The sequence below is a fragment of the Virgibacillus proomii genome (assembly GCF_900162615.1).
In the GTDB taxonomy this organism is placed as follows: Bacteria; Bacillota; Bacilli; order Bacillales; family Amphibacillaceae; genus Virgibacillus; species Virgibacillus proomii.
In genome coordinates, this window is the sequence record NZ_FUFN01000010.1 from 1 (window position 1) to 23,670 (window position 23,670).

22 protein-coding genes, 1 rRNA gene and 2 other annotated features are annotated in these 23,670 nt (G+C 37.7%); all 23 genes read left to right on the forward strand.

The features are described from left to right. The first annotated feature begins 181 nt into the window (after positions 1–181). The 23 genes from rrf (at position 182) to BN1066_RS08050 (ending at position 23,492) form a co-directional block, all read left to right on the forward strand. A 5S ribosomal RNA gene (gene rrf / locus BN1066_RS07940) occupies positions 182–297 on the forward strand. Between the two features lie 272 nt (positions 298–569). Then, positions 570–1,253, forward strand: coding sequence for an MgtC/SapB family protein (locus tag BN1066_RS07945; RefSeq protein WP_077321412.1), 684 nt, complete (start codon positions 570–572; stop codon positions 1,251–1,253). Positions 1,254–1,765: 512 nt separating this feature from the next. Then, positions 1,766–2,233 carry a CtsR family transcriptional regulator gene (locus tag BN1066_RS07950; protein ID WP_077318952.1) on the forward strand — a complete coding sequence of 156 codons (468 nt, stop codon included), beginning with the start codon at positions 1,766–1,768 and terminating at the stop codon, positions 2,231–2,233. A 12-nt stretch (positions 2,234–2,245) separates the two neighbouring features. Beyond that, positions 2,246–2,791: a protein-arginine kinase activator protein McsA gene (gene mcsA / locus BN1066_RS07955; protein ID WP_077318953.1), complete on the forward strand. Its 546-nt coding sequence runs from the start codon at positions 2,246–2,248 to the stop codon at positions 2,789–2,791. Continuing rightward, entirely contained in the window at positions 2,788–3,852 is a 1,065-nt protein-coding gene (gene mcsB, locus BN1066_RS07960; RefSeq protein WP_077318954.1) for a protein-arginine kinase McsB, read from the forward strand. Before mcsA ends, mcsB begins: the two co-directional genes overlap by 4 nt. Before the next feature lie 19 nt (positions 3,853–3,871). Next, positions 3,872–6,298 carry an ATP-dependent protease ATP-binding subunit ClpC gene (gene clpC / locus BN1066_RS07965; protein ID WP_077318955.1) on the forward strand — a complete coding sequence of 809 codons (2,427 nt, stop codon included), beginning with the start codon at positions 3,872–3,874 and terminating at the stop codon, positions 6,296–6,298. A gap of 1,774 nt (positions 6,299–8,072) precedes the next feature. After that, complete coding sequence (gene radA / locus BN1066_RS07970; RefSeq protein WP_077318956.1) at positions 8,073–9,446, forward strand: DNA repair protein RadA; 1,374 nt, start codon at positions 8,073–8,075, stop codon at positions 9,444–9,446. Between the two features lie 162 nt (positions 9,447–9,608). Further along, a complete protein-coding gene (locus tag BN1066_RS07975; RefSeq protein ID WP_077321413.1) occupies positions 9,609–10,700 on the forward strand; it encodes a PIN/TRAM domain-containing protein in 1,092 nt (363 codons plus the stop codon). A 412-nt stretch (positions 10,701–11,112) separates the two neighbouring features. Continuing rightward, positions 11,113–12,582, forward strand: a complete 1,470-nt coding sequence (gltX, locus tag BN1066_RS07980; protein ID WP_077318957.1) for a glutamate--tRNA ligase — start codon at positions 11,113–11,115, stop codon at positions 12,580–12,582. 46 nt (positions 12,583–12,628) lie between these two features. After that, positions 12,629–12,844 (forward strand) — a binding site (T-box leader). Positions 12,845–13,650: 806 nt separating this feature from the next. Next, a complete protein-coding gene (gene cysE, locus BN1066_RS07985) occupies positions 13,651–14,322 on the forward strand; it encodes a serine O-acetyltransferase (RefSeq protein ID WP_179104446.1) in 672 nt (223 codons plus the stop codon). Continuing rightward, positions 14,303–15,703 (forward strand): cysteine--tRNA ligase, encoded by a 1,401-nt coding sequence (cysS, locus tag BN1066_RS07990; RefSeq protein ID WP_077318958.1) that lies wholly within the window; start codon positions 14,303–14,305, stop codon positions 15,701–15,703. Before cysE ends, cysS begins: the two co-directional genes overlap by 20 nt. A 2-nt stretch (positions 15,704–15,705) precedes the next feature. Beyond that, complete coding sequence (locus BN1066_RS07995; protein ID WP_143695763.1) at positions 15,706–16,146, forward strand: Mini-ribonuclease 3; 441 nt, start codon at positions 15,706–15,708, stop codon at positions 16,144–16,146. Beyond that, positions 16,106–16,849, forward strand: a complete 744-nt coding sequence (gene rlmB / locus BN1066_RS08000) for a 23S rRNA (guanosine(2251)-2'-O)-methyltransferase RlmB (RefSeq protein WP_077318960.1) — start codon at positions 16,106–16,108, stop codon at positions 16,847–16,849. Before BN1066_RS07995 ends, rlmB begins: the two co-directional genes overlap by 41 nt. 3 nt (positions 16,850–16,852) lie before the next feature. Next, the gene (locus tag BN1066_RS08005) at positions 16,853–17,362 is read left to right on the forward strand and encodes an NYN domain-containing protein (protein WP_077318961.1); all 510 of its coding nucleotides are present in this window, start codon (positions 16,853–16,855) and stop codon (positions 17,360–17,362) included. A 112-nt stretch (positions 17,363–17,474) separates the two neighbouring features. Beyond that, positions 17,475–18,125 (forward strand): RNA polymerase sporulation sigma factor SigH, encoded by a 651-nt coding sequence (sigH, locus tag BN1066_RS08010; RefSeq protein WP_077318962.1) that lies wholly within the window; start codon positions 17,475–17,477, stop codon positions 18,123–18,125. A gap of 791 nt (positions 18,126–18,916) precedes the next feature. Further along, positions 18,917–19,066: a 50S ribosomal protein L33 gene (rpmG, locus tag BN1066_RS08015; RefSeq protein WP_077318963.1), complete on the forward strand. Its 150-nt coding sequence runs from the start codon at positions 18,917–18,919 to the stop codon at positions 19,064–19,066. A gap of 110 nt (positions 19,067–19,176) precedes the next feature. Beyond that, positions 19,177–19,344 (forward strand): preprotein translocase subunit SecE, encoded by a 168-nt coding sequence (gene secE, locus BN1066_RS08020; protein ID WP_077318964.1) that lies wholly within the window; start codon positions 19,177–19,179, stop codon positions 19,342–19,344. Positions 19,345–19,520: 176 nt separating this feature from the next. Next, a complete protein-coding gene (nusG, locus tag BN1066_RS08025) occupies positions 19,521–20,057 on the forward strand; it encodes a transcription termination/antitermination protein NusG (protein WP_077318965.1) in 537 nt (178 codons plus the stop codon). A gap of 158 nt (positions 20,058–20,215) precedes the next feature. Next, entirely contained in the window at positions 20,216–20,641 is a 426-nt protein-coding gene (rplK, locus tag BN1066_RS08030) for a 50S ribosomal protein L11 (protein ID WP_143695764.1), read from the forward strand. A 248-nt stretch (positions 20,642–20,889) separates the two neighbouring features. Beyond that, positions 20,890–21,585 carry a 50S ribosomal protein L1 gene (rplA, locus tag BN1066_RS08035; RefSeq protein ID WP_077318967.1) on the forward strand — a complete coding sequence of 232 codons (696 nt, stop codon included), beginning with the start codon at positions 20,890–20,892 and terminating at the stop codon, positions 21,583–21,585. Positions 21,586–21,636: 51 nt separating this feature from the next. Next, positions 21,637–21,781 (forward strand) — a sequence feature (ribosomal protein L10 leader region). Between the two features lie 49 nt (positions 21,782–21,830). Then, on the forward strand, positions 21,831–22,331 hold the full coding sequence (rplJ, locus tag BN1066_RS08040) for a 50S ribosomal protein L10 (RefSeq protein WP_077318968.1): 501 nt from the start codon (positions 21,831–21,833) through the stop codon (positions 22,329–22,331). A gap of 47 nt (positions 22,332–22,378) precedes the next feature. After that, the gene (rplL, locus tag BN1066_RS08045) at positions 22,379–22,744 is read left to right on the forward strand and encodes a 50S ribosomal protein L7/L12 (RefSeq protein WP_077318969.1); all 366 of its coding nucleotides are present in this window, start codon (positions 22,379–22,381) and stop codon (positions 22,742–22,744) included. 145 nt (positions 22,745–22,889) lie between these two features. After that, complete coding sequence (locus BN1066_RS08050) at positions 22,890–23,492, forward strand: class I SAM-dependent methyltransferase (protein WP_077318970.1); 603 nt, start codon at positions 22,890–22,892, stop codon at positions 23,490–23,492. The last annotated feature ends 178 nt before the right edge of the window (positions 23,493–23,670 follow it).

A 23,670-nucleotide genomic window follows, 5' to 3' on the forward strand; every position in this document is an offset into this window, starting at 1 on the left:
GCTGACGAATACTAATCGATCGAGGACTTAACTAAATCTAATGGAAAGATAGTCGTTGAATGATCTCTTATTTAGTTTTTAAGGTATGATCCATATTTTTTGATAAAAAGTACTTGCTTTTTTTACGAAAACAATTATAATAAGGCTTGTGCCTATTTTTTAGAACAATATAAACATCATGTCTGGTAGCAATAGCGGAGAGGTCACACCTGTTTCCATACCGAACACAGAAGTTAAGCTCTCCAGCGCCGATGGTAGTTGGGGCTTTGCCCCTGCAAGAGTAGGACGCCGCCAGGCATACTAAGAAAAACTGACCTTTTTTAAAATGGTCAGTTTTTTGTTGTTGTGAAAAGGAAATAATGATGATAACAGCACTCTATGTAAGTAGTGAAATAAATCAGGATCTTGTAACTTTAATCGGCCTCAGTTAGGTCAATTTTCTCCTTTTAATAAACACTTGTATAGACGAAATTTTCATACTATATAATTGTCTATTTTTAAGGTAGAATGAATTTAACTTATTAACTCGACCAATGTAGGAATATAAGGAGGGATGATCATTGAAAGAGATGGTGCACGAATTATTGGGTGATAACTTTTATATCATATTGACACGTCTCTTGATAGCATTAGTTCTAGCAGGAGTAATTGGATTCGAACGGGAATTGAAAAATCACTCTGCAGGTTTTCGAACACATATGGGTGTGGGTTCTTGTTTAATGATGCTGTTATCATTATTTGGTTTTGAAATGTTTCTAGAGGAATATGATAATATTCGTTTTGACCCTGCCAGAATTCCTTCTTATGTAATTAGTGGAATCGGCTTTCTTGGTGCTGGGACAATTATTGTTTATGGAGGAACGATAAGAGGATTAACTACTGCCGCTTCCATATGGACAGTTGCAGGTTTAGGATTAGTTGTTGGTGCGGGAATGTACGCAGCTGCTGTATTGACAACAGTAATTATTTTACTTAGTCTTATATTTCTCAATAATTTTGAACGTTTATTTCGACGTGGAAAAGCTCCCAATGTCATTCAAATTGTTACTCTACCGGATGTTCAGATAAATGAGGTAGTTAAAGTATTTGATAAGTTCAATATAGCTATAAAAAAAGTTGAGGTATCAAAAATAGAAAATAATTTGCGAAATATCTTTATCGTTATGGAAACTAATCCGGAATTGGATCGGATTTCTTTATTTGACGAAATAGCTCATGTCGATTATGTAAAAAATGTAACAGAGCTAACATAATTGCATAATTACCCCTACTAGTAGCGTGTATACTGGTAGGTTTTTTCAAGTAAATAAAAATTTATTTCACATTTAAGGTGTGCATTTCAAGAGTGATATGCCCGGGTTTAGCCTTTATTACTACTTATCTGTAGGGGATGAAGGAAAAGTCCTACTGATAGAAGTTTCACTTTATGCATCTTTTTTTTAGGATTTTCAAAAAGGTATAAAACTATAGATATAAAGTTTCGTTTTTGCAGGTAGGCGTAACAAGACAATATTCAGTTCCATAGGATTGATCGGCATCTTTTTTAATCTATCCTGTATTAGTGAGCAATAATCCCATCTTTTGTGGTAAGCAAAAATAGTATTTAAATATTCGTCTGTTGATATTTGGTTTCGTATTCGTGATTTTTGTCTAAAATAAACATATACAATGTATTTGCATCTTCATTAAATTTCCGTATAATAGGAGTATAGTCAAAGATAGTCAAAGTCAAAAGGATGAGGCTGAAGTAAAAGGGGGTGGGCATATGAGTAATATATCAGATATCATTGAGCGATATTTAAAAGAAATCCTTCAACAAAAAGGGAAAAATGTAATTGAAATAAAAAGAAGCGAAATTGCTGACCAATTTAAATGTGTCCCCTCACAAATTAACTATGTGATTAATACTCGTTTTACAGTGGAAAAAGGGTATATAGTAGAAAGTAAGCGAGGCGGTGGCGGTTATATTCGAATTATCCGAGTGACTCATCAAGATGAGTCAAAGCTGATTGATGAAATCATTGAAATGATTAACCCTTCTGTTTCACAACAAAAAGCATTAGGTGTATTAGAACGATTATTAGAAGAAGAACTGATCACAGAACGAGAAGCTAAAATTATGTTAAGTGCTATTAAGCGAAGTACGTTGGCGTTTAAGTTACCATTAAGAGATGAAGTACGTGCTCGTGTACTAACATCAATGTTAACGACACTCAAGTACCTAAATAAGTAAGGGGGGGTATAAATGGAATGTCAAGAATGCCATGAGCGGCCCGCGACAGTTCATTTTACACAAGTTATTCAAGGACAAAAAATGGAGGTTCATGTTTGCAAAGTGTGTGCAAAGGAAATGGGCTACATGAGTTACCCCGAAGAAGGACATTCCTTGCATAATTTACTTTCCGGACTCTTTAATTTTGATACCTCAGGCTTAACTAAACCTCAAGGGAAAACCTATCAACAAATACACGATTTACAATGTCCTAAATGTGAAATGACATTTTCGCAATTTAAACAAGTTGGTAAATTTGGTTGTGCTGTTTGTTATGAAACTTTTAATGACAGGTTAGATCCTATTTTTCGAAGGGTACATGCAGGTAATGTGAAGCATAATGGGAAAATACCAAAACGTCAAGGAGGATATTTGCATAAAAAGAAACAACTGGAGGACTTAAAAGCACATTTAAAGAAACTAGTAGAGAATGAGGAATTTGAAGAGGCGGCAAAAGTAAGAGATCAAATACGTGAATTAAGTCAACAGGATGATTCAGAGGCAGGTGACCAAGCATGACGCTGCAACACTTTATGAACGAAGCAATTAGCCCCTGGATGCGAAAAGAAGGCCCCGATAGTGATATCGTATTAAGCAGTAGAATCCGGCTTGCGCGTAACTTTGCAAATGTCCCTTATCCCATTGCAGCCGATCCAAGTCAACTAGAGGAAATTCGTAGTTTTTTTAAAGAAAAATATGAAGGTAAATCTTTCGGAGCATACAAGAATTTTGCATTTCTATCCATTCGTGATTTAACCGTGATAGAGAAACGTGTTCTAGTCGAAAAGCATTTGATAAGCCCGTTACTGGCCAAACATTCTGAGTCTGCTGCAGCACTAATATCAGAAAATGAACAAGTGTCCCTAATGATAAATGAAGAAGACCATATACGCTTACAATTATATGTTCCGGGTTTTCAGCTATCTGAAGCGTTGCAACAGGCTTTTGAAATAGATAATTGGCTGGAAGAAAAAATTAATTATGCATTTGATGAAAAGCGAGGATATTTAACAAGTTGTCCTACAAATGTAGGTACAGGGATGCGGGCGTCAGTTATGATGCATTTACCAGCACTAGTAGTAACGAAACAAATTAATCGCATGCTTCCAGCTATTAACCAGTTAGGTCTTGTAGTAAGGGGCATTTACGGTGAAGGTAGTGAAGCGCAGGGTAATATTTTCCAAATATCCAATCAAATAACGTTAGGAAAACCTGAAGCGGATATTGTAGCCGATTTACAAAGTGTGGTAAAGCAATTAATTGAGTATGAGCGTTATGCAAGAGAACAGTTAATAAAACAATCAGGAGTTCAATTAGAAGATCGTATTTATCGTTCATACGGTGTTTTAGAATATGCTCGAATCATCGAGTCTCAAGAGGCCGCTAGCTGCTTATCCAATGTTCGTCTAGGAATTGACTTAGGGTTAATAAAAAATATTTCACGAAATATATTAAATGAATTAATGATATTGACACAGCCAGGTTTTTTACAACAATATGCTAAAAAAACTTTAAATGCAAATGAACGTGACCAATTACGAGCATCACTTATTCGCCAACGCTTACAATTGGAGCAATAGCTAAGGAGGTAATTTTTATATGATGTCAGGACGTTTTACAGAAAGAGCGCAAAAAGTATTTGCATTAGCTCAGGAAGAGGCTGTTCGACTGGGTCATAACAATATTGGAACGGAGCATATTCTTTTAGCCCTTGTTCGTGAGGGAGAGGGTATTGCTGCTAAAGCATTGCAATCCCTAGGTTTGGAAGTTTCCAAAATACAGCAGGAAGTAGAGAAATTAATCGGTATTGGAAAGCAACCGATGCAAACAATCCATTATACGCCGCGGGCCAAAAAAGTAGTAGAGCTTTGTCAAGATGAAGCAAGAAAGCTCGGACACTCTTATGTAGGCACGGAGCATATTCTTCTTGGTCTCATCCGTGAAGGAGAAGGTGTTGCTGCTAGAGTTTTAAATAATTTAGGGGTTAGCCTTAACAAGGCGAGACAACAAGTACTGCAGTTGTTAGGGAGCAATGAGTCGCAAGCAAATCGTCAAGGTCGTGGACAGCAATCAAATGCTAATACACCAACACTTGATTCCCTTGCTCGTGATCTTACCGTTAGTGCAAAAGAGGGGAATATTGATCCAGTTATTGGACGTAGCAAGGAAATTGAACGTGTCATTCAAGTGTTAAGTCGACGTACAAAAAATAATCCGGTTTTAATTGGTGAGCCTGGGGTTGGTAAAACAGCTGTTGCAGAAGGGCTTGCACAACAAATTGTTAACAACGAGGTTCCGGAAACGTTACGGGATAAACGAGTGATGACACTTGATATGGGTACTGTAGTTGCAGGTACCAAGTATCGAGGAGAATTTGAGGATCGTTTAAAAAAGGTAATGGAAGAAATTCGCCAAGCTGGTAATATCATTCTATTTATAGATGAGCTTCATACTTTAATCGGTGCTGGCGGGGCAGAAGGAGCAATTGATGCTTCCAATATATTAAAGCCTTCGCTTGCCCGTGGTGAATTGCAATGTATTGGTGCAACAACGTTAGATGAATATCGTAAATATATTGAAAAGGATGCTGCTCTTGAGCGTAGGTTCCAGCCCATTCAAGTAGATGAACCTACTTTAGAAGAAACAGTACAAATTTTAAAAGGCTTGCGTGATCGTTACGAAGCGCATCATCGTGTGACGATTACCGATGAAGCTATTCATGCTGCAGTAAACCTATCTGATCGCTATATTACGGATCGCTTCCTTCCTGATAAAGCAATTGATCTCATTGATGAAGCTGGCTCCAAAGTGCGTTTGCGTTCTTATACGGTTCCGCCAAATCTAAAAGAGCTAGAACAGAAGCTGGAAGAGGTTCGCAAGGAAAAAGATGCTGCTGTACAAAGCCAAGAATTTGAAAAAGCTGCTTCACTTCGTGATTCAGAACAGCGGCTTCGTGAGGAAGTAGAGGAAACGAAGCAAAAATGGAAGGAAAAACAAGGCCAAATGGACTCAGAGGTCACAATTGAGGATATAGCAAGCGTTGTATCCATATGGACCGGAGTACCTGTTTCTAAATTGACGAAAGATGAAAGTGACCGCTTATTAAATCTAGAAAAAATCCTTCATAATCGTGTAATTGGTCAAGAAGAGGCCGTAAATGCAATCGCTAAGGCTATTCGAAGAGCTCGAGCAGGTTTAAAAGATCCGAAGCGACCAATTGGCTCATTTATTTTTTTAGGGCCAACAGGGGTTGGAAAAACAGAATTAGCCAGAGCATTGGCTGAGGCAATGTTTGCAGATGAGGATGCGATGATTCGAATTGATATGTCTGAGTATATGGAAAAACACGCAACCTCTCGCTTGGTTGGTTCTCCTCCTGGCTATGTTGGTTATGAAGAGGGCGGTCAGTTGACAGAAAAAGTACGTAGAAAGCCGTATTCCGTTGTATTGTTAGATGAAATTGAAAAGGCACATCCAGAAGTATTTAACATTTTATTACAAGTACTTGAAGATGGACGATTAACTGATTCAAAGGGCCGTGTAGTAGACTTTCGAAACACTGTGTTGATCATGACATCAAACGTTGGAGCTAGTGAATTGAGGCGAAATAAATACGTTGGCTTTAATATTGGAGACGAAAACCAAGAATATAAGGATATGAAGGCAAAAGTCATGGATGAATTGAAAAAAGCCTTTCGCCCAGAATTTTTAAACCGTATTGACGAAACCATTGTGTTCCATTCCTTAGAGAAAAAGCATATGAAGAGCATTGTTATACTCATGATTGAGCAGTTACAGCGTCGTCTGAAAGAACAAGGGATTGAATTTTCGCTAACTGATAAAGCAATTGAAAAAATTGCTAACAAAGGATTTGATCCTGAATATGGTGCAAGGCCGCTTCGTCGTTCCATTCAAAAGAATATAGAAGATTTATTATCAGAGGAGCTTTTGAAGGGAACTATTGCTAAAGGACAAAAAGTGAAGATAGGCTTGAATAATAAAGGGGCATTTATTATTCTTAAATAACCTTTATAACCAATAGATTAATAAAGTGAAACTTCTATCAGTAGGACTTTTCCTTTACCTCCTGCTGATAGGAGTAGAACAAAAGATAAAAACTGACTTCCTTGAAAAAGCGCTTTTTTGCGTGCAATGTGTCGTTGTTCAAACTTCCTTATCCTTGAAAAACCGCGGTGTATTGCTGCCGTAGTAACTCTGTCCTATCCATCCGAATGAATTGGCCTTTAGGAGAACCGTTATCTCCCATTTAGACTTCTAGTGGAAAACTTACCCCATTTTATATTCGGAATAAACGGAAGTAGCTACACCAAGACTCTTATATAGCCTTCCGCAAGGTTTTGTGGAAGGCGTTTTATCCGTATAAAATAGCCTTCATTTTCCTTTTACTAAGAAGCCTTCAAACAAATATCGGATGGAAATAAAAACTCCCCCTAGATAAAGAGGATGATCAAAAAGGCGGTCAAAAATGATATAACGAATTTCTTGATGGGTTAGAATCAAAATTTAAGCTGTATCAATGCCGTAAATTTCTTAGAGCTTAAGTATTTGTTAACTAGGCGAATTTCTTATCAAAAGAATTAGTGCTAGTCAAATTTTCTTTATTGCCTAGGAAATAATATCCGTTTTTTCCATGGTGGATAACTTTTTTTGTAGTTTCGTCGTTTACTAATGCTCGAGGACTAGCAAAATTCAATTCTTTTCCTACGCTAATCGACATTGATTCGAACCTAAAGGAAGGCCGACTAAAAGCCTGCTTGCCGCCTAATCTCGGCTTACCCTTGTTTTAGAGGCATGTTTACTTTATCTCGAATATAAGGGGTCGTATTTTCCTCATCTATAAAATTTGCTTATTATCTTCCGTTCTTTATGAGAGAAGTGGCTCCTAAACTCTCGATTTGTTCGCATCGATAGGACATGGAACTGAAAGGCTATGACAGCGATGCATCGTACGTAGAAAAAGCGTTCTTCTTTTTCAAGAACAAAAAAACTTCGACAGTGACACATAGTGGTTTTTCAAGGAGAAAAGCACTCCTTGAATGAAGTTACACGTGAAGACATCGGATTTCATCGCTACCGGAGCGCCTTTGTTTTTGTTTGCTTGCTTTTGGAGTTCCTGTTGCTAAATGTAGGCTTCGCTCAATGACATTGCCTCAAACTTCGTGGCTCTTTTTGAACAAACATTATAATATAGAGAATTCTATAGTGCTTCACGCTTTCCAATAAAGAACATTAGAAAAACTTAGCTTGTCGCCAAGTCCTTAGCGAAAGCTGTAGCTTTTCTTATGACTATAAACCCTAAAATTTTATACTTTCCTATAGTATAAAGAAAGTTAATTACACATTGCTTAGAAAATCAAGAGCTGGAGAATGGCGGTTATCCAATATGACGGATAAGTAAAAACTCCTGGGTATGTTGAAACATTTTTTCTATACTAAAATATGTTAAACTTAATTCAATTAGAGAAAAGAAGTAGTCAAAAAAATGGCAAAAAGTTTTAAATGTGTTTCTCGAGTATGTAACTAAAAAATTCCGCTCATCCAAATCATCTTTAAATTATTGGTAATTTTCACCTTTTTAAAACAGAAATCAGCCTTTACTAGATGTTAAAATTATTCTTTGTTTCCTGGTTGCAATCCTGTTAAAAACGCATAAATACAACAGTATCTTCTGAGAAATTGTGGCAGGACTATGGAATTTCGTAGCTAAATTGATAGGAACCTGTAACCTAATGATTGCCAAAATCGTATATAATAGATAAATGAAGGGGTAGTGAATAAGTTGGCAAAGCGAAAAACGAAATTTGTTTGTCAGGAATGTGGCTATGAGTCAGCAAAATGGATGGGAAAATGTCCTGGCTGCAATAATTGGAATACATTCGTTGAGGAAGTTGAAATTACAGGTGGGAGACAGAGCCATGCGTTTCAAACGGGAAAAAGATCTGTTGGTAGACCTGAAAAAATAACAGCTATCAAAGCTCAAAAAGAACCAAGAATAACAACTGCAATGAAAGAATTCAATCGTGTACTTGGTGGTGGAATTGTTCCTGGTTCGCTCGTATTGATAGGTGGCGATCCTGGGATTGGTAAATCCACATTATTATTACAGATATCTTCGCAATTAGCAGATAAGCAATTGTCGGTATTATACATTTCGGGTGAGGAATCAACTAGGCAAACAAAGTTGCGGGCTGATCGTTTAGGAGTGATAGCCGATTCCTTATATGTCTTAGCAGAAACAAATCTGTTAGACATCACGAATACAATTGAGGCAGTTAAGCCATCTTTTGTTGTCATTGACTCGATCCAAACCATCTTTCGTGAAGAGGTTTCTAGTGCTCCAGGTAGTGTTTCTCAAGTACGGGAATGTACAGCAGAGTTAATGAGAATTGCCAAAACGAACGGAATCCCAATCTTTATTGTGGGACATGTTACGAAAGAGGGGGCTATCGCAGGTCCTAGGCTGTTAGAGCATATGGTAGATGCAGTGCTTTATTTTGAAGGTGAACGTCACCATACGTATCGTATCTTACGCGGGGTAAAAAATAGATTTGGCAGTACGAATGAAATGGGAATTTTTGAAATGAAGGAAGAAGGTTTGCGTGAAGTTTTAAATCCTTCCGAAATATTTTTGGAAGAGCGTTCGCAAGGTGCATCAGGTTCGACTGTTGTTGCGTCAATGGAAGGAACGAGGCCAGTTCTTGTTGAGATTCAAGCGTTAATAACCCCTTCGGCATTTGGAAACCCACGTAGAATGGCCACGGGAGTTGATCATAACCGCGTTTCATTGTTGATGGCAGTGCTTGAAAAACGTGTAGGATTAATGCTGCAAAATCAGGATGCATATATTAAGGTTGCTGGTGGAGTGAAGTTAGATGAGCCAGCCATTGATTTAGCCATTGCTGTTAGTATTGCTTCTAGCTTTAGGGATCAACCTACCAAGCCAGAAGATATTTTTATTGGAGAAGTAGGCTTAACTGGTGAAATTAGAAGGGTATCGAGAATTGAACAACGTATTCAGGAAGCGGCAAAGCTTGGCTTTAAACGAGTAATTTGCCCACAAAATAATTTAGGTGGTTGGACAATCCCCGATCAAATTGAAGTCATCGGTGTGGATTCTGTGCAAGAAGCGTTGCAAATCGGAGTAAGTAGATAAGATAATCTATAATTTTCACTGCTATTATATGATAATATAACCTATTACCAAATTTTTTACAGTAATAAAGAGAGCGGTATATGGAAGGTATTTCACTTTATTACTTTTTAAGGATTATTTTTTTTCATCCTAGGCAATAATATAAGTTAGGAGGTGGCATTGCTGATGAAAAAGATTGTTCATCTATTTTTTATTATTTTAGGAGGCACCATCGGTTATTTGTATGTTCCGGTTATTTTAGCACTTTTAAATATTGCCGATGTCAACTGGATATTATCCCCTTATGTGGGTATGATAACAGGTGCTATTATTTTCTTTCTCATTTCATATTGGTTTGTCGATTATATTGTAGGGTTTTTAAAGTGGATTGAAGAAGCGTTAATTCGTTTACCTGCGGGTGATTTATTTGCTGGAACATTAGGGCTGATGGGAGGTCTGGTAATTTCCTATTTAATTACCATTCCTTTAAGAGATATTAATATTAAGCTAGTTTCACAAGTTCTCCCACTATTTAGCACAATCTTATTAGGATATTTAGGATTTCAGGTCGGATTTCGTCGGAGAGAAGAATTTGTAAATATTTTAGCTCTCAATAAACGGGAAAAACGTAAGGCTCCTGAAGCTGATAACGCATCACCAGCTCAGCCAAAAGCAAAGATTTTGGATACTAGTGTTATCATTGATGGTCGGATTGCTGATATTTGCCAGACAAACTTTTTAGAAGGAACGATTATTATTCCACAATTTGTACTTAGCGAATTGCAACATATTGCGGATTCTTCCGATGTATTAAAACGGAATCGTGGTCGTAGAGGTCTTGATGTGTTAAATCGTATTCAAAAGGAATTACCAGTAAAGGTGGAAATCTATGAAGGTGATTTTGAAGAGATTCATGAAGTAGATAGTAAATTAATTAAGCTAGCAAAAGTAATTGATGGAATTGTTGTAACCAATGACTTTAACTTAAATAAAGTATGCGATTTGCAAGGTGTGTCCGTTTTAAATATTAATGATTTGGCAAATGCAGTTAAACCAGTTGTATTACCAGGCGAAGAATTAGTTGTGCACGTTATTAAAGATGGGAAAGAACATAACCAAGGTATCGCATATCTTGATGATGGTACAATGATTGTTGTAGAAGAAGGCCGAGACTATATCGGAAAGACAATTGAAGTTCTAATAACAAGTGTGCTACAAACATCAGCCGGACGAATGATATTTGCTAAACCAAAATTACTTGAAAAAGCCCTTTAAAAGGGGTATAACTTATAGAGGATAGACAAAGTGATAACATCAATTGTTATCACTTTTGTTATACTATAAAGGAAAGTATAATTTGTATAGTGTAAAAGGAGTTAATCGACCTAAGGTTGGCTAAGATCGCAACATCATTTCAGACTTACTTATGCTTGTAAGATTAGATTAGGGAAGCCATCGTAACCATTTCTTTGTAAATGTTCGTAAAAGCGATTACGAGTAGTCTCAGATTCCGTGCATACTTTTAGTCTGATATATTTATTAGCATTTACATGAACTAGCAGTCATACTTCCTCCAGACTTTAGCACAGGCAGATGAGGAGTAAGCTGCATTTTACTAACTACCATGAAGATAGAGAGAATTCTCCGTGGTGGAAAGTCTTACTTTATAACAGAAAGGGGAAGAACCATGACAAATCAGGTTCGAGTACGCTATGCACCAAGCCCAACCGGCCATTTGCATATTGGAAACGCGCGTACAGCATTATTTAATTATTTATTTGCAAAACATTTTTCTGGAAAAATGATTATTCGTATAGAGGACACAGATGAAAAACGAAATGTTGCTGGAGGTGAAGAAAGCCAGCTTAAATTTTTAAAGTGGTTAGGTATTGAATGGGACGAAGGAGCAGATATCGGCGGTGATTACGGCCCGTATCGCCAAATGGAACGGCTTGATATTTACAAAAAATATGTGGATGACCTCTTGGAAAGAGGATTAGCATATAAATGTTATATGACTGAAGAAGAGCTGGAAGCAGAAAGAGAACAACAGCGTGCAAAAGGACAAGTTCCAAAGTATTCTGGTGCACATCGGGATTTAACCCAGGAGCAAATAGCTGCATTTGAACGGGAAGGACGTTTACCTAGTATTCGTTTTCGGGTTCCTGAAAATAAGACGTATATCTTTAATGACCTAGTTCGAGACAATATTACATTTGAATCTAGTGATTTTGGTGACTGGGTTATCGTGAAAAAAAATGGGATTCCAACGTATAATTTTGCTGTAGCAATTGATGACCATTTAATGGATATTTCGCATGTTTTGCGTGGAGAGGAGCATATTTCAAACACTCCGAAACAAATGATGATCTATGAAGCATTTGGCTGGGAACCGCCTAAATTTGGCCATATGACTTTAATTCTTAATGAAGAACGGAAGAAATTGAGTAAGCGTGATCAACATATTATCCAATTTATTGAACAATATCATGACTTAGGATACTTACCAGAGGCGCTGTTTAATTTTATTACATTATTAGGGTGGTCCCCAGTTGGGGAAGAAGAGATTTTTGATAAGGAAACATTAATTGACATATTTGATCCAAATCGTTTATCAACCTCAGCGGCGATATTTGACCGCCACAAATTAAAATGGATGAATAATGAATATATTAAAGCAGCTGATCTATCAAAAGTGATTGATTTGGCAATGCCGCATTTAGTAAAAGCAGGGAAATTACCTGAAGATATGGATGCTCAGACTAGAACTTGGGCAGAGAAGATCATTGCTTTGTACAAAAATCAATTACGATATGGAGCAGAGATTGTAGAATTAACCGACTTGTTTTTTACCAAAGATCTTTCTTTAGATGATGCTGCCTGGGAAGTGTTGCAAGGAGAACAAGTTCCAGAAGTATTACAAGTATTTACAGATAAGTTGATTCATTTGGATGATTTTTCTCAGGATAAGATTAAGGCTCAAATCAAAGCAACGCAAAAAGAGACGGGTCACCGTGGTAAAAAATTGTTTATGCCAATTCGTGTAGCTACTACTGGTCAAACGCATGGTCCTGAGCTGCCAGCGTCTATCGAACTACTTGGTAAAGATCTTGTGATTAACCGGTTGGATACCATTTTAAAAAAGCTTGAGGCTTAATGATTCACAACTTATAAAAAATGTAATATAGTATTACTACACAAATAAAAGAGCGTTGATGAGGGAAAGTAAGAAGCAAATCGCTTATACAGAGAGAATCGCCTTGGCTGGAAGTGATTTTAAGCATTGCTTTTGAAGTGCTCCTCGGAGTCCGTTATGGAAATGAGTACATAACGGCGGTACTTACCGTTATAAGCATGAAGTTGGAAGGAGACCATCTCCTTCAAACAGAGTGGAACCGCGCGAAACAAGCGTCTCTGAATCAAATATACAGAGGCGCTTGTTTTTATTTTTTTAGGAATTTATAAAATTTGTTTATTGTCGTAATCCAGCTTTGCACTTGTCGGGCTGACCAGTTGTTTACGTTCTTGTCTAGGAAAATAATATCTATTTCTACATGGTGGTTAATTTTTTGAAACGTAGTATTGTCTAGCTTTAAACGCTCAAGTTGTAGCAAACTTCACATTTCTTCCTGCGATAAGTCAACATCGGCTCGAATCTAAAGGAAGGCCTGCTAAAAGCGGGCTTGCCGCTAAGGCGTCGGCATACCCCTGTTTTAGAGGCATGTTTCCCTGATCTTGTCGGAAGCTCTCCAGTTTGGATGCCGCCACCAGGCATTTCTAGCTTTTGTTCTATGTGAAAACGGCTAAAAAGGATTATCAAGCTAAGGAATTAAGGGCTTTGTTTCATCGAGTGGAAGGCTTGCCAGGCCTTAGAAACAGGGGGGCTGGAAAAAACCAATAAATAATATTTGCTATACCATGTAATTGTTTTATATGTAACATTAAATTTTCCGCTGCGTTATCTCAACGCCAGCAGCTACAATGATTTTATACATTCTAGGTACAGTTGTTGTACCATTATAATGGCCTTAATAACCCTTTTTAACATTTTCGTAAAAGTAAATATTAACGTTGAAGTTGTTTGTATAAGTATAGATGTAATAGCAGACTGCCTGTCATACTAACAAGGAATAAGTTAACGTCTATCCTGCATCTATAAAAGGTTCACTTTTTTGTTTTTTACCATAAAGAGAAGGAGGTTAATCAAGTGGGAATATGGAAAAGAATGAAGGAAGATATGGATGTGGTGTTTGAACAAGATCCGGCTGCTCGCTCCTATTTTGAAGTTTTCTTAACCTATTCAGGACTACATGCCGTTTGGTGGCACCGAGTTGCTCATATGTTTTATAGGCGGAGAATGTTTTTTATTGCACGTGCAATCTCTCAGCTAAATCGTTTTTTAACAGGGATCGAAATTCATCCTGGTGCAATTATCGGTCGTCGTTTATTTATTGATCATGGAATGGGAGTTGTCATTGGTGAAACTTGCGAAATTGGTGATAATGTCACCATATTTCAAGGTGTCACTTTAGGTGGTACAGGGAAAGAAAAAGGAAAAAGACATCCCACTGTAAAAGACAATGCACTCATTGCTACAGGTGCAAAGGTTCTTGGTTCTATAACCATTGGCGAAAGCGCTAAGATTGGGGCTGGGTCTGTTGTGCTGAAGGATGTACCGGATCACGCAACCGTAGTAGGGGTTCCTGGAAAGGTAGTGAGGCAACGAGGGGAAAAAATTAGAAAAGACCTCGACCATCATAAACTACCTGATCCAGTTGCAAATCGTTGTGAGCATTTACAACAAGAGATTGATGAATTAAGGGCGGAAATAGCTGAATTAAAAGAAATAGTCAAAGGGAAAGAAGGGAATAGATACGATGTCTATAAAAATCTATAATACGATTACACGTAAAAAAGAAGTATTTACGCCTTTACAGCCGGGAAAGGTAAGTATGTATGTTTGCGGACCAACTGTATACAACTATATTCATATTGGTAATGCACGACCTGCAATTGTCTTTGATACGGTAAGACGTTATTTAGAATATAAAGGTTATGAAGTTGACTATGTGCTTAATTTTACAGATGTAGATGATAAAATAATTAAAGTTGCTAAGGAACTTGGAAAAGAAGTGCCTGAGATAGCAGATCAATTTATTTCAGCTTATTTAGAGGATGTAGGAGCTCTAGGTGTAAAGACAGCAACGCATAATCCGCGAGTGACGGAAGCGATGGATGATATCATTGCCTTCATTCAAGCCCTAATTGAAAAAGGATATGCCTATGAAGCTGACGGAGATGTTTATTTTAAACCGAGAGAATTTACTGGATATGGGAAGTTATCGCATCAATCCATTGATGAATTACATTCAGGTGCAAGAATACAAGTAGGTGAAAAGAAAACAGATCCATTGGATTTTGCGTTATGGAAGCAAGCAAAAGAAGGAGAAATTTCCTGGGATTCTCCATGGGGGAAAGGTCGTCCCGGCTGGCATATTGAGTGCTCTGCTATGGTTAAAAAATATTTAGGAGAAACGATTGATATTCATGCAGGGGGACAAGATCTTGCCTTTCCTCATCATGAGAATGAGATTGCTCAATCAGAAGCACTCACAGGAAAAACATTTGCAAATTACTGGATGCATAATGGTTATATTAATATTAATAATGAAAAAATGTCAAAGTCACTAGGCAATTATTTGCTTGCAAGAGATTTAATCAATAAATATGATCCTCAAGTTATTCGCTTTTTTATGTTAAGTGTTCATTATCGTCATCCGATTAACTTTACGGAAGAATTACTAGAAAGCGCAGAAAATAGCTTAGATCGAATAAAAACAGCCTATTTTAATTTGGAGCACCGGAAAACGTCTAGCCTTGATTTAGTAGATCATAAAGAGGAATGGCTGGAAAAACTGGCTACATGGCGAGATCAATTTGAAGCGGAAATGGACGATGATTTTCATACAGCAAATGCTATTTCTGTTCTGTTTGAGGTTGCAAGGGAAGCCAACGTTTATGTACAAATGAAACAAACTTGCAGTCAGGTGATTGAGGATTTTCAAGACACCATTCGTTCACTTTTAAATATCCTTGGGATTGAGTTAAAAATAGAAACGGACTTGCTTGATGAGGAAATTGAGAAATTAATTGAAGAACGAAATGAAGCAAGAAAAAATCGCGATTTCGGGCGTGCCGATGAAATTAGAGATATGCTAAAAGCTAAAAATATAATTTTAGAAGATACACCTCAAGGGGTTAGATGGAAAAGAGGATAGAAATGGATGTTGATGTAAAACAAATGAAAAGCCTTGCTCTCGCTTACATGGGAGATGCTGTTTATGAATTGTATGTAAGGAAGTATCTTCTAAAACATGGTCAAGTAAAGCCGCAGCAGCTGCATCAAAGAGCTATTAAATATGTATCAGGAAAAGCTCAGGCAGCTGTTGTGTTGCACTGGCTGAAATCGGGAACACTAACGAAAGAAGAAGAAAGGATAGTTACTAGAGGTCGGAATGCAAAATCCGGATCGATTCCCAAAAATCTAAATGTACAAATGTATCGTTATAGTACTGCGTTTGAAGCGTTGATTGGTTATCATTATTTACAAAAAAACGAGAATCGACTAATCCAGCTTTTACAAGAGGCAGTGGAGCAAACAGAAAGGAGTGAGCATGAGCATGGAGAAGGAACTAATTATCGGGAAAAACCCAGTCATTGAAGCATTAAAGTCAGGTAGATCTGTAAATAAAGTATTCGTATCCGAGCATTTAAACGCAAACGCTCAAGCAAAGATTTATCAGTTAGGTAAAAAGGCCGGAACGGTTGTTCAGAAAGTTCCAAAGCAAAAAATAGATCAGCTGACGGGTGGCAATCATCAAGGTGTTGTCGCTTATGTAGCACCATATGACTATGCTTCTTTGGACGAGCTATTTCAACGAGCAGAGCAAAAGGATGAAGCACCTTTCTTGCTTATTTTAGACGAATTGGAGGATCCGCATAATTTAGGGTCGATTTTACGTACTGCAGACGCGGTAGGGGCTCATGGTGTTATTATTCCAAAGCGGCGTTCCGTTGGCTTAACTGCAACTGTAGCTAAAACGGCGGCAGGAGCACTCGAACATGTTCCGGTTGCTAGAGTCACAAATATTGCTAATACGATTGATGAGTTAAAGGAACGACATATATGGGTGGTAGGAACTGAGGCAAATGCAAAAGAGGATTATCGACAGTTGGAGGGAACTTTACCGCTCGCTATTGTTATTGGTAATGAAGGAAAAGGAATGAGTCGATTAGTTCGAAAAAAATGCGATTGGACGGTTCGTTTGCCTATGAAAGGAAAGGTGTCTTCCCTTAACGCTTCTGTTGCCTGTAGTTTACTATTATACGAGGTCTATCGTAAAAGATACCCTTATGGTGAATAGTGTATGGTTGTTTTGATAGTGGATGGCTACAACATGATAGGAGCATGGGAAGAACTCCAAAAGTTAAAAGATAGTGATATTGGACAGGCTAGAGATCGTTTAATTGAATTAATGGCTGAATATCAAGCATTTTCAGGACATCGCGTTATTATTGTATTCGATGCTTACTATGTACGGGGCATAGCAAGTAAAATGAAGGCCTATAACGTAGAAATTATCTTTACAAAGGAAAAAGAAACAGCGGATGAATGCATTGAAAAATTAGTCAAGCAAATTAAAGATATCCGAACTCAAGTATATGTTGCTACTTCGGACTATGCAGAGCAGCGCACTATTTTTGCAAGTGGCGCACTGCGCAAATCAGCCCGTGAATTAAGCATGGAAATAAAAAATATAAAAAAGGAAATAGATACAACGATTAAGGACCATCACAAGCAAAAAGTACATACAAAACTCACGTTAGATGAAGAGACGTTAAGAAAATTCGAAAAATGGAGAAGGGGAAAATTGTAAATTTTATATAAATTTAGGCGAATACCACTCCTTCCAGTGTTGACGACTTTAAAGCGCTTCCTGTATAATAAGCTTTAAATTGAGTGCGGTGTAAGTCGGGGGGAGGGTCATCTTGGTGAATCTCAAACAGGAGATTAGCGATAAGCAATTAAACAGGCTGGATGATGAGGGGATTGTGCAGCTTATTCATCAAGGGAATAGCCGTGCCTTGGATTATTTAATACATAAGTATCGGAATTTTGTACGTGCGAAAGCGCGCACCTACTTCTTAATTGGTGCTGATAAAGAGGATATTGTGCAAGAGGGAATGATCGGCTTATATAAAGCTATCCGTGATTATGATGGAGAAAAGTTGTCATCGTTTAAGGCGTTTGCCGAGTTATGTGTAACAAGACAAATTATAACTGCAATTAAGACAGCGACAAGACAGAAACATATTCCTTTAAACTCTTATGTTTCTTTGGACAAGCCTATTTATGATGAAGAGACAGATCGCACCTTATTGGATGTGATTGCTGGTTCGAAGTCGATTGATCCACAAGAACTGTTAATTAATCAAGAAAAATATGGCGACATGGAAATGAAATTATCCGAATTACTAAGTGAATTGGAGAAAAAAGTACTTCGACTTTATTTAGACGGTAAAACGTATCAGGAAATGTCAGTTGATTTAAAGCGGCACGTAAAATCGATTGATAATGCACTACAACGAGTAAAGCGCAAGCTGGAGCAGCTCATAGAAGGAACGGGAATTTCGTTATGAATTCATGTTTCAAAGGACTTAATTGAGTCCAAATGTCAAAGCTGTAAGTTTTCCCATTTAGAAACAAGGATGGCGCTTATATTTAAGCCGTCAAATTTTATAAAGCAGTGAATGAGCTACTAAGCTAATATTTTATACATTTTAATGTAACGAGAAATTTGCTACCCCATTTTAACATGTGACGATCATCTCGTTGTACTTATCCGTTGCAGATAAAGTGTAACTACATTGAAGGACTACTTTTTCAAAGTATAAATTTTTAGAGTTTATAGTATAAGAAAAACTAGGAGCTTTCGCTAAAGACTTGGGACAAGCCAAGCTTTTCCAAAAAGAGTGGGATCAAGGCTAAGTTCGCAAACGTCCTTGAAAAAGAGGTGCATTTTTACTTTATTCCAATGTATTGCATTCGAAGCTTCTCAATCTGAAAAGAAGGACGTTTTTTCTATGTGCGATATATCGAAGACGTAGTTTTCCTTGTCCTTGAAAACCGCGGTGTAGGGCTGTCGTAACATACGCTGTTCTGTAGATTCAAATGAATCGGACATTTAGTCAGCAACCCCGTCTTTTTGTTTTTAAGACAGTAAAGTAAGATAGATTCAATGTCTTTATTTGGTATTATTGCAGGGCCGGCTCAACTTAGTATTAAAAATTATATATATTCTAATATATAAAATTCCATGTGTTATTTTTGTTGGACTTCTTAAACATCCTATATAGGGATACATTGACACATTTTTCTAACCGTGCTAGAGTAAAATAGTAAAGAAAGCTCTCCAGTTTGAGGTGAGAGGATGAAAAAGAAAGTAGCTTTAGCATGTGCAGTGTGTGCTAGCAGAAATTATACAACGAGCAAAAATGTATCCACACAACCTGTACGGCTGGAAGTAAATAAATATTGTAAAGTTTGTGGGAAGCATACGTTACATCGTGAAACAAAATAACAGTTTTGAGTTATGAGAGACGTAAAGAAAAATTGTTTTTAATATACAGCATCACTTTCATCTGCTATATGCGATGGAGGTCGTGATTTTCAGGTGTAGGGGGTACAAGCATGTTTCGTTTCTTGAAAAACGTTTCAAGGGAAATGAAGAAAGTTAGTTGGCCAAGTGGAAAAGAGCTTACTAGTTATACAATCACTGTTATTTCAACAGTAGCTTTTGTAGCCTTGTTTTTCTTTTTAATTGACCTTGGAATTACACAAATTCTGAATTTGCTTTAAGATAGATTGAATATTTACTTGTGAATTATGCTATAATGGTATGTAATAAGAGATTATTTAAAACCCGGTCACTATCGGGTTTTTTAAGTTGGAAGCGAATTTATCGTCGGTTAGCGCAGGAAACGGATAGATTAATCTAAAGGGAGGAAAGGACAAAACAAGTTGTCCAAATAACCATGGAAAAAAATTGGTATGTCGTGCATACTTACTCCGGGTATGAAAATAAAGTGAAAATGAATCTGGAAAAACGAGTGAAATCGATGGGGATGGAAGACAAAATCTTTCGCGTTATCGTACCAGAAGATGAAGAAACGGAAATAAAGAATGGGAAAAAGAAAGTAACCAAGAAAAAGTTTTTCCCAGGCTATGTATTAACTGAGATGATTATGACAGATGATTCTTGGTATGTCGTTCGTAACACCCCGGGAGTAACGGGATTTATTGGTTCCAGTGGCGGAGGAACAAAACCAACCCCATTGCTGCCAGATGAAGTCGAAAGTATTTTAAAACGCATGGGCGTGGCGGACAAAACAGTACAATTTGACTTTGAGCTAAAAGAAAATGTACGTGTAACAGATGGTCCATTTACTGACTTTACTGGTACGATTGAAAATATTGATACGGACAAGCAAAAAGTGAAAGTGCATGTTAATATGTTTGGCCGGGAAACACCTGTAGAATTGGACTTTTCTCAAATTGAAAAGCTAGCATAGCTGATTTAGTTTGTGGAATAACCCCTTGCATTTTTTCATTATTCATGCTAAAATTCTTTTGTTATTCATGCATCTATCCATAGGCTAGAGCAAATAAGAGTGGGAGGGGAAATAAGAGCCCCTATTACCACATCACGGACTTTAAGGAGGTGTGTCTCGTGGCTAAAAAAGTGATTAAACTGGTAAAACTTCAAATCCCAGCTGGAAAAGCAAACCCAGCACCACCAGTAGGACCGGCACTAGGTCAAGCAGGTGTTAACATCATGGGATTTTGTAAAGAATTTAACGCACGTACGCAAGATCAAGCGGGTATGATTATCCCTGTTGAGATAACGGTATTTGAAGACCGTTCATTTACATTTGTTACAAAAACTCCACCTGCAGCTGTACTGTTGAAAAAAGCAGCAGGCATTGAAACTGCTTCAGGTGAACCTAATCGTAATAAAGTTGCAACAGTTAAACGCGATAAAGTGAAAGAAATCGCAGAAACGAAGATGCCTGATTTAAATGCTGCTGATGTAGAAGCAGCGATGCGCATGGTTGAAGGAACTGCACGCAGCATGGGCATTAACATCGAAGACTAATTGTTGCGAACTGGTAAATTAGCATGGATTTAGTAGATGCTAGTTCACTTTCGTTTTTGTTGCCGATTAGTGTGTTAGAAGGATTAACTATACGTGGGTTGCGGTTGGAGTCTCCTCGCAACCTTTTTCGTGAAGATGGTAATTTAGCCCAATAGCTAGATTATCTTCTTAAACTTTATAAAAGCTGTGTGTGGCTTTTATAAGTGGGAGGTACTACCGTTATAACCACATTTGAGGAGGAAATAAAGATGGCTAAAAAAGGAAAAAAGTATCAAGAAGCAGCTAAGCTTGTTGATCGCACAAAAGCATATGATGTAGCTGAAGCAATTGCGCTCGTAAAAGAGACGGCAAAAGCAAATTTTGATGAAACAGTGGAAGCTGCTTTTCGTTTAGGTGTGGATCCTAAAAAGGCAGATCAGCAAATCCGTGGGGCGATGGTCTTGCCGCATGGAACAGGTAAAACACAACGTGTACTTGTTTTTGCTAAAGGTGAAAAAGCAAAAGAAGCTGAAGCAGCTGGCGCTGATTATATAGGAGATGCGGATTATATCAATAAGATTAACCAGGGTTGGTTTGATTTTGATGTTGTCGTAGCAACTCCGGATATGATGGCAGAAGTTGGTAAGTTAGGAAGAGTGTTGGGACCAAAAGGATTAATGCCAAACCCAAAAACTGGAACAGTTACATTTGAAGTTGAAAAAGCAGTTCAGGATATTAAAGCTGGTAAAGTAGAATATCGTGTTGATAAGTCTTCCAATGTTCATGTTCCAATTGGTAAAGTTTCGTTTGATGAGCAAAAGCTTATTGAAAACTTTGTTGCTATTACGGAGACGCTTATCAAAGCGAAGCCACAAGCTGCAAAAGGAAAATACATGAAAAACGCTTCTGTGTCATCTACCATGGGACCTGGAATTCGCGTAGATGTTTCCAGCTTTGTACGCTAATTAGAAAAGTGTTGACTTTTTAGTGTTGTTTCGCTATACTTTGTTTTGTGAATAAAAGAATACGTTGTACCGTAGACAGCAGGGGCATTACACGCTTAATCATCCTGCCGAGGTTATTGATAATGATTTGGTAATATAGAATATTCCAATGATTATAAAGCTCTCATGTCTACGTGAGAGCTTTTTATATGCGTTCGTGCTGGCTAAGATTACGGTATATTATGTATTTTTCAGGAGGTGGAAGAATGTCTAAAGTTATTGAGCAAAAGAAGCAGTTAGTAGAAGAAATTAAAGAAAAATTTCTTGATAGCCAAACATCAGTAGTTGTTGATTACCGCGGTTTGGATGTTGCCGAGGTAACGGAACTACGCAAGCAACTGCGCGAAGAAGGTATTGATTTTAAAGTATACAAAAACACCATGACTCGTCGTGCTGCAGAAGCTGCAGAATTAAATGAACTAACGGAAACACTTGTTGGTCCATCCGCAATAGCGTTTAGTAAAGACGATGCAGTAGCTCCAGCTCGCATTATTAAGAATTTCGCCAAAGACCATGAAGCGCTTAAAATCAAAGGTGGCGTTATTCAAGGTAGTGTTGCTACACTTGATCAAATTAAAGAGCTTGCCGATCTTCCAAGCTACGAAGGTATGGTTTCCATGCTTCTTAGCGTACTTCAAGCTCCGATTCGCAACCTTGCTTACGTTACTAAAGCAGTTGCAGAGCAAAAAGAAGAACAAGGCGCATAATTTGCGTGTAACGGTATAAAAAATATTATTTTAGGAGGATTTTAATTATGACGAAAGAACAAATCATTGAAGCGGTTAAAGAAATGTCTGTATTAGAACTAAATGATTTAGTTAAAGCAATTGAAGAAGAATTTGGAGTAACAGCTGCAGCACCTGTAGCAGTAGCAGGAGCTGCTGGCGGCGGTGAAGCAGCAGAAGAACAAACTGAATTTGATGTTGTGCTTACAGAAGCAGGAGCTTCAAAAATTAAAGTTGTTAAAGCTGTACGTGAAATTACTGGCCTTGGACTTAAAGATGCAAAAGAATTGGTTGATAATGCACCAAAAGCAGTTAAAGAAGGCGTATCTAAAGAGGACGCAGAAGAAGTTAAAGGTAAGTTAGAAGAAGCAGGTGCAACTGTAGAAGTTAAGTAACTTGGTAAATAAACAGAGCTCGTCGTATCTACTGCGGCGGGCTCTCTACGTATCCTAGGTTTGACTTTGGCTGAAATCTTAGCCGACGATCATTCATTCCAACTATTTTAAATAACCTTCAATAATGAATTAAAGTAGGTGCCAAATGAGCGAGCATTACTTTTCACAAAAACCTCAAACAAAAAGTTCACCAAAGACATGGTATTACCAAACAAATGGAAAGCAGTATACGTTTACCAGTGATGTAGGCGTATTTTCGAAAAGAGAAGTGGATTTCGGCAGCCGGCTTTTAATTGAACAATTTAAAGAGCCAACTGTACCTGGAGATTTTTTAGATCTTGGTTGCGGCTATGGTCCAATTGGTATCCTCGTAGCGGATCGTTATCCCTCTCGGCATATGGTAATGGTTGACATTAATGAACGGGCAGTTAAATTGGCAGCGGAGAATGCTCGGCAAAATGGTGTAACCAACCTGACTTGTTTACAGAGCGATAAATTGGCAGATGTAAAAAACCGAACATTTGCAGCAGTTCTGACAAACCCCCCCATCCGTGCCGGTAAGCAAGTAGTACATGAGATGTTTACAGAAGCACAGCAGGTAATTGTACAAGGTGGATCACTATGGGTCGTTATTCAAAAAAAGCAAGGTGCTCCTTCCGCAAAGAAAAAATTAGAGCAATTATTTGCCACTGTTGAGACCGTTGCTAAACGCAAGGGATATTATATTTTACGAGCGGATAAAGTTTGACCAAGAGAAGCTCTTATGGTAAGATAGGTAAATGCTAACATGGCGCTTATTATGTCAAGAGAATAATTGGTGAATTCAATAAGTATATTTCACCAAACTTCGGAAACAATGGTAAAATAGGGAAATTCCCTGCTTGTTTGAAAATATACCCCCACGGAGAGGTGTACGAAATGAAACC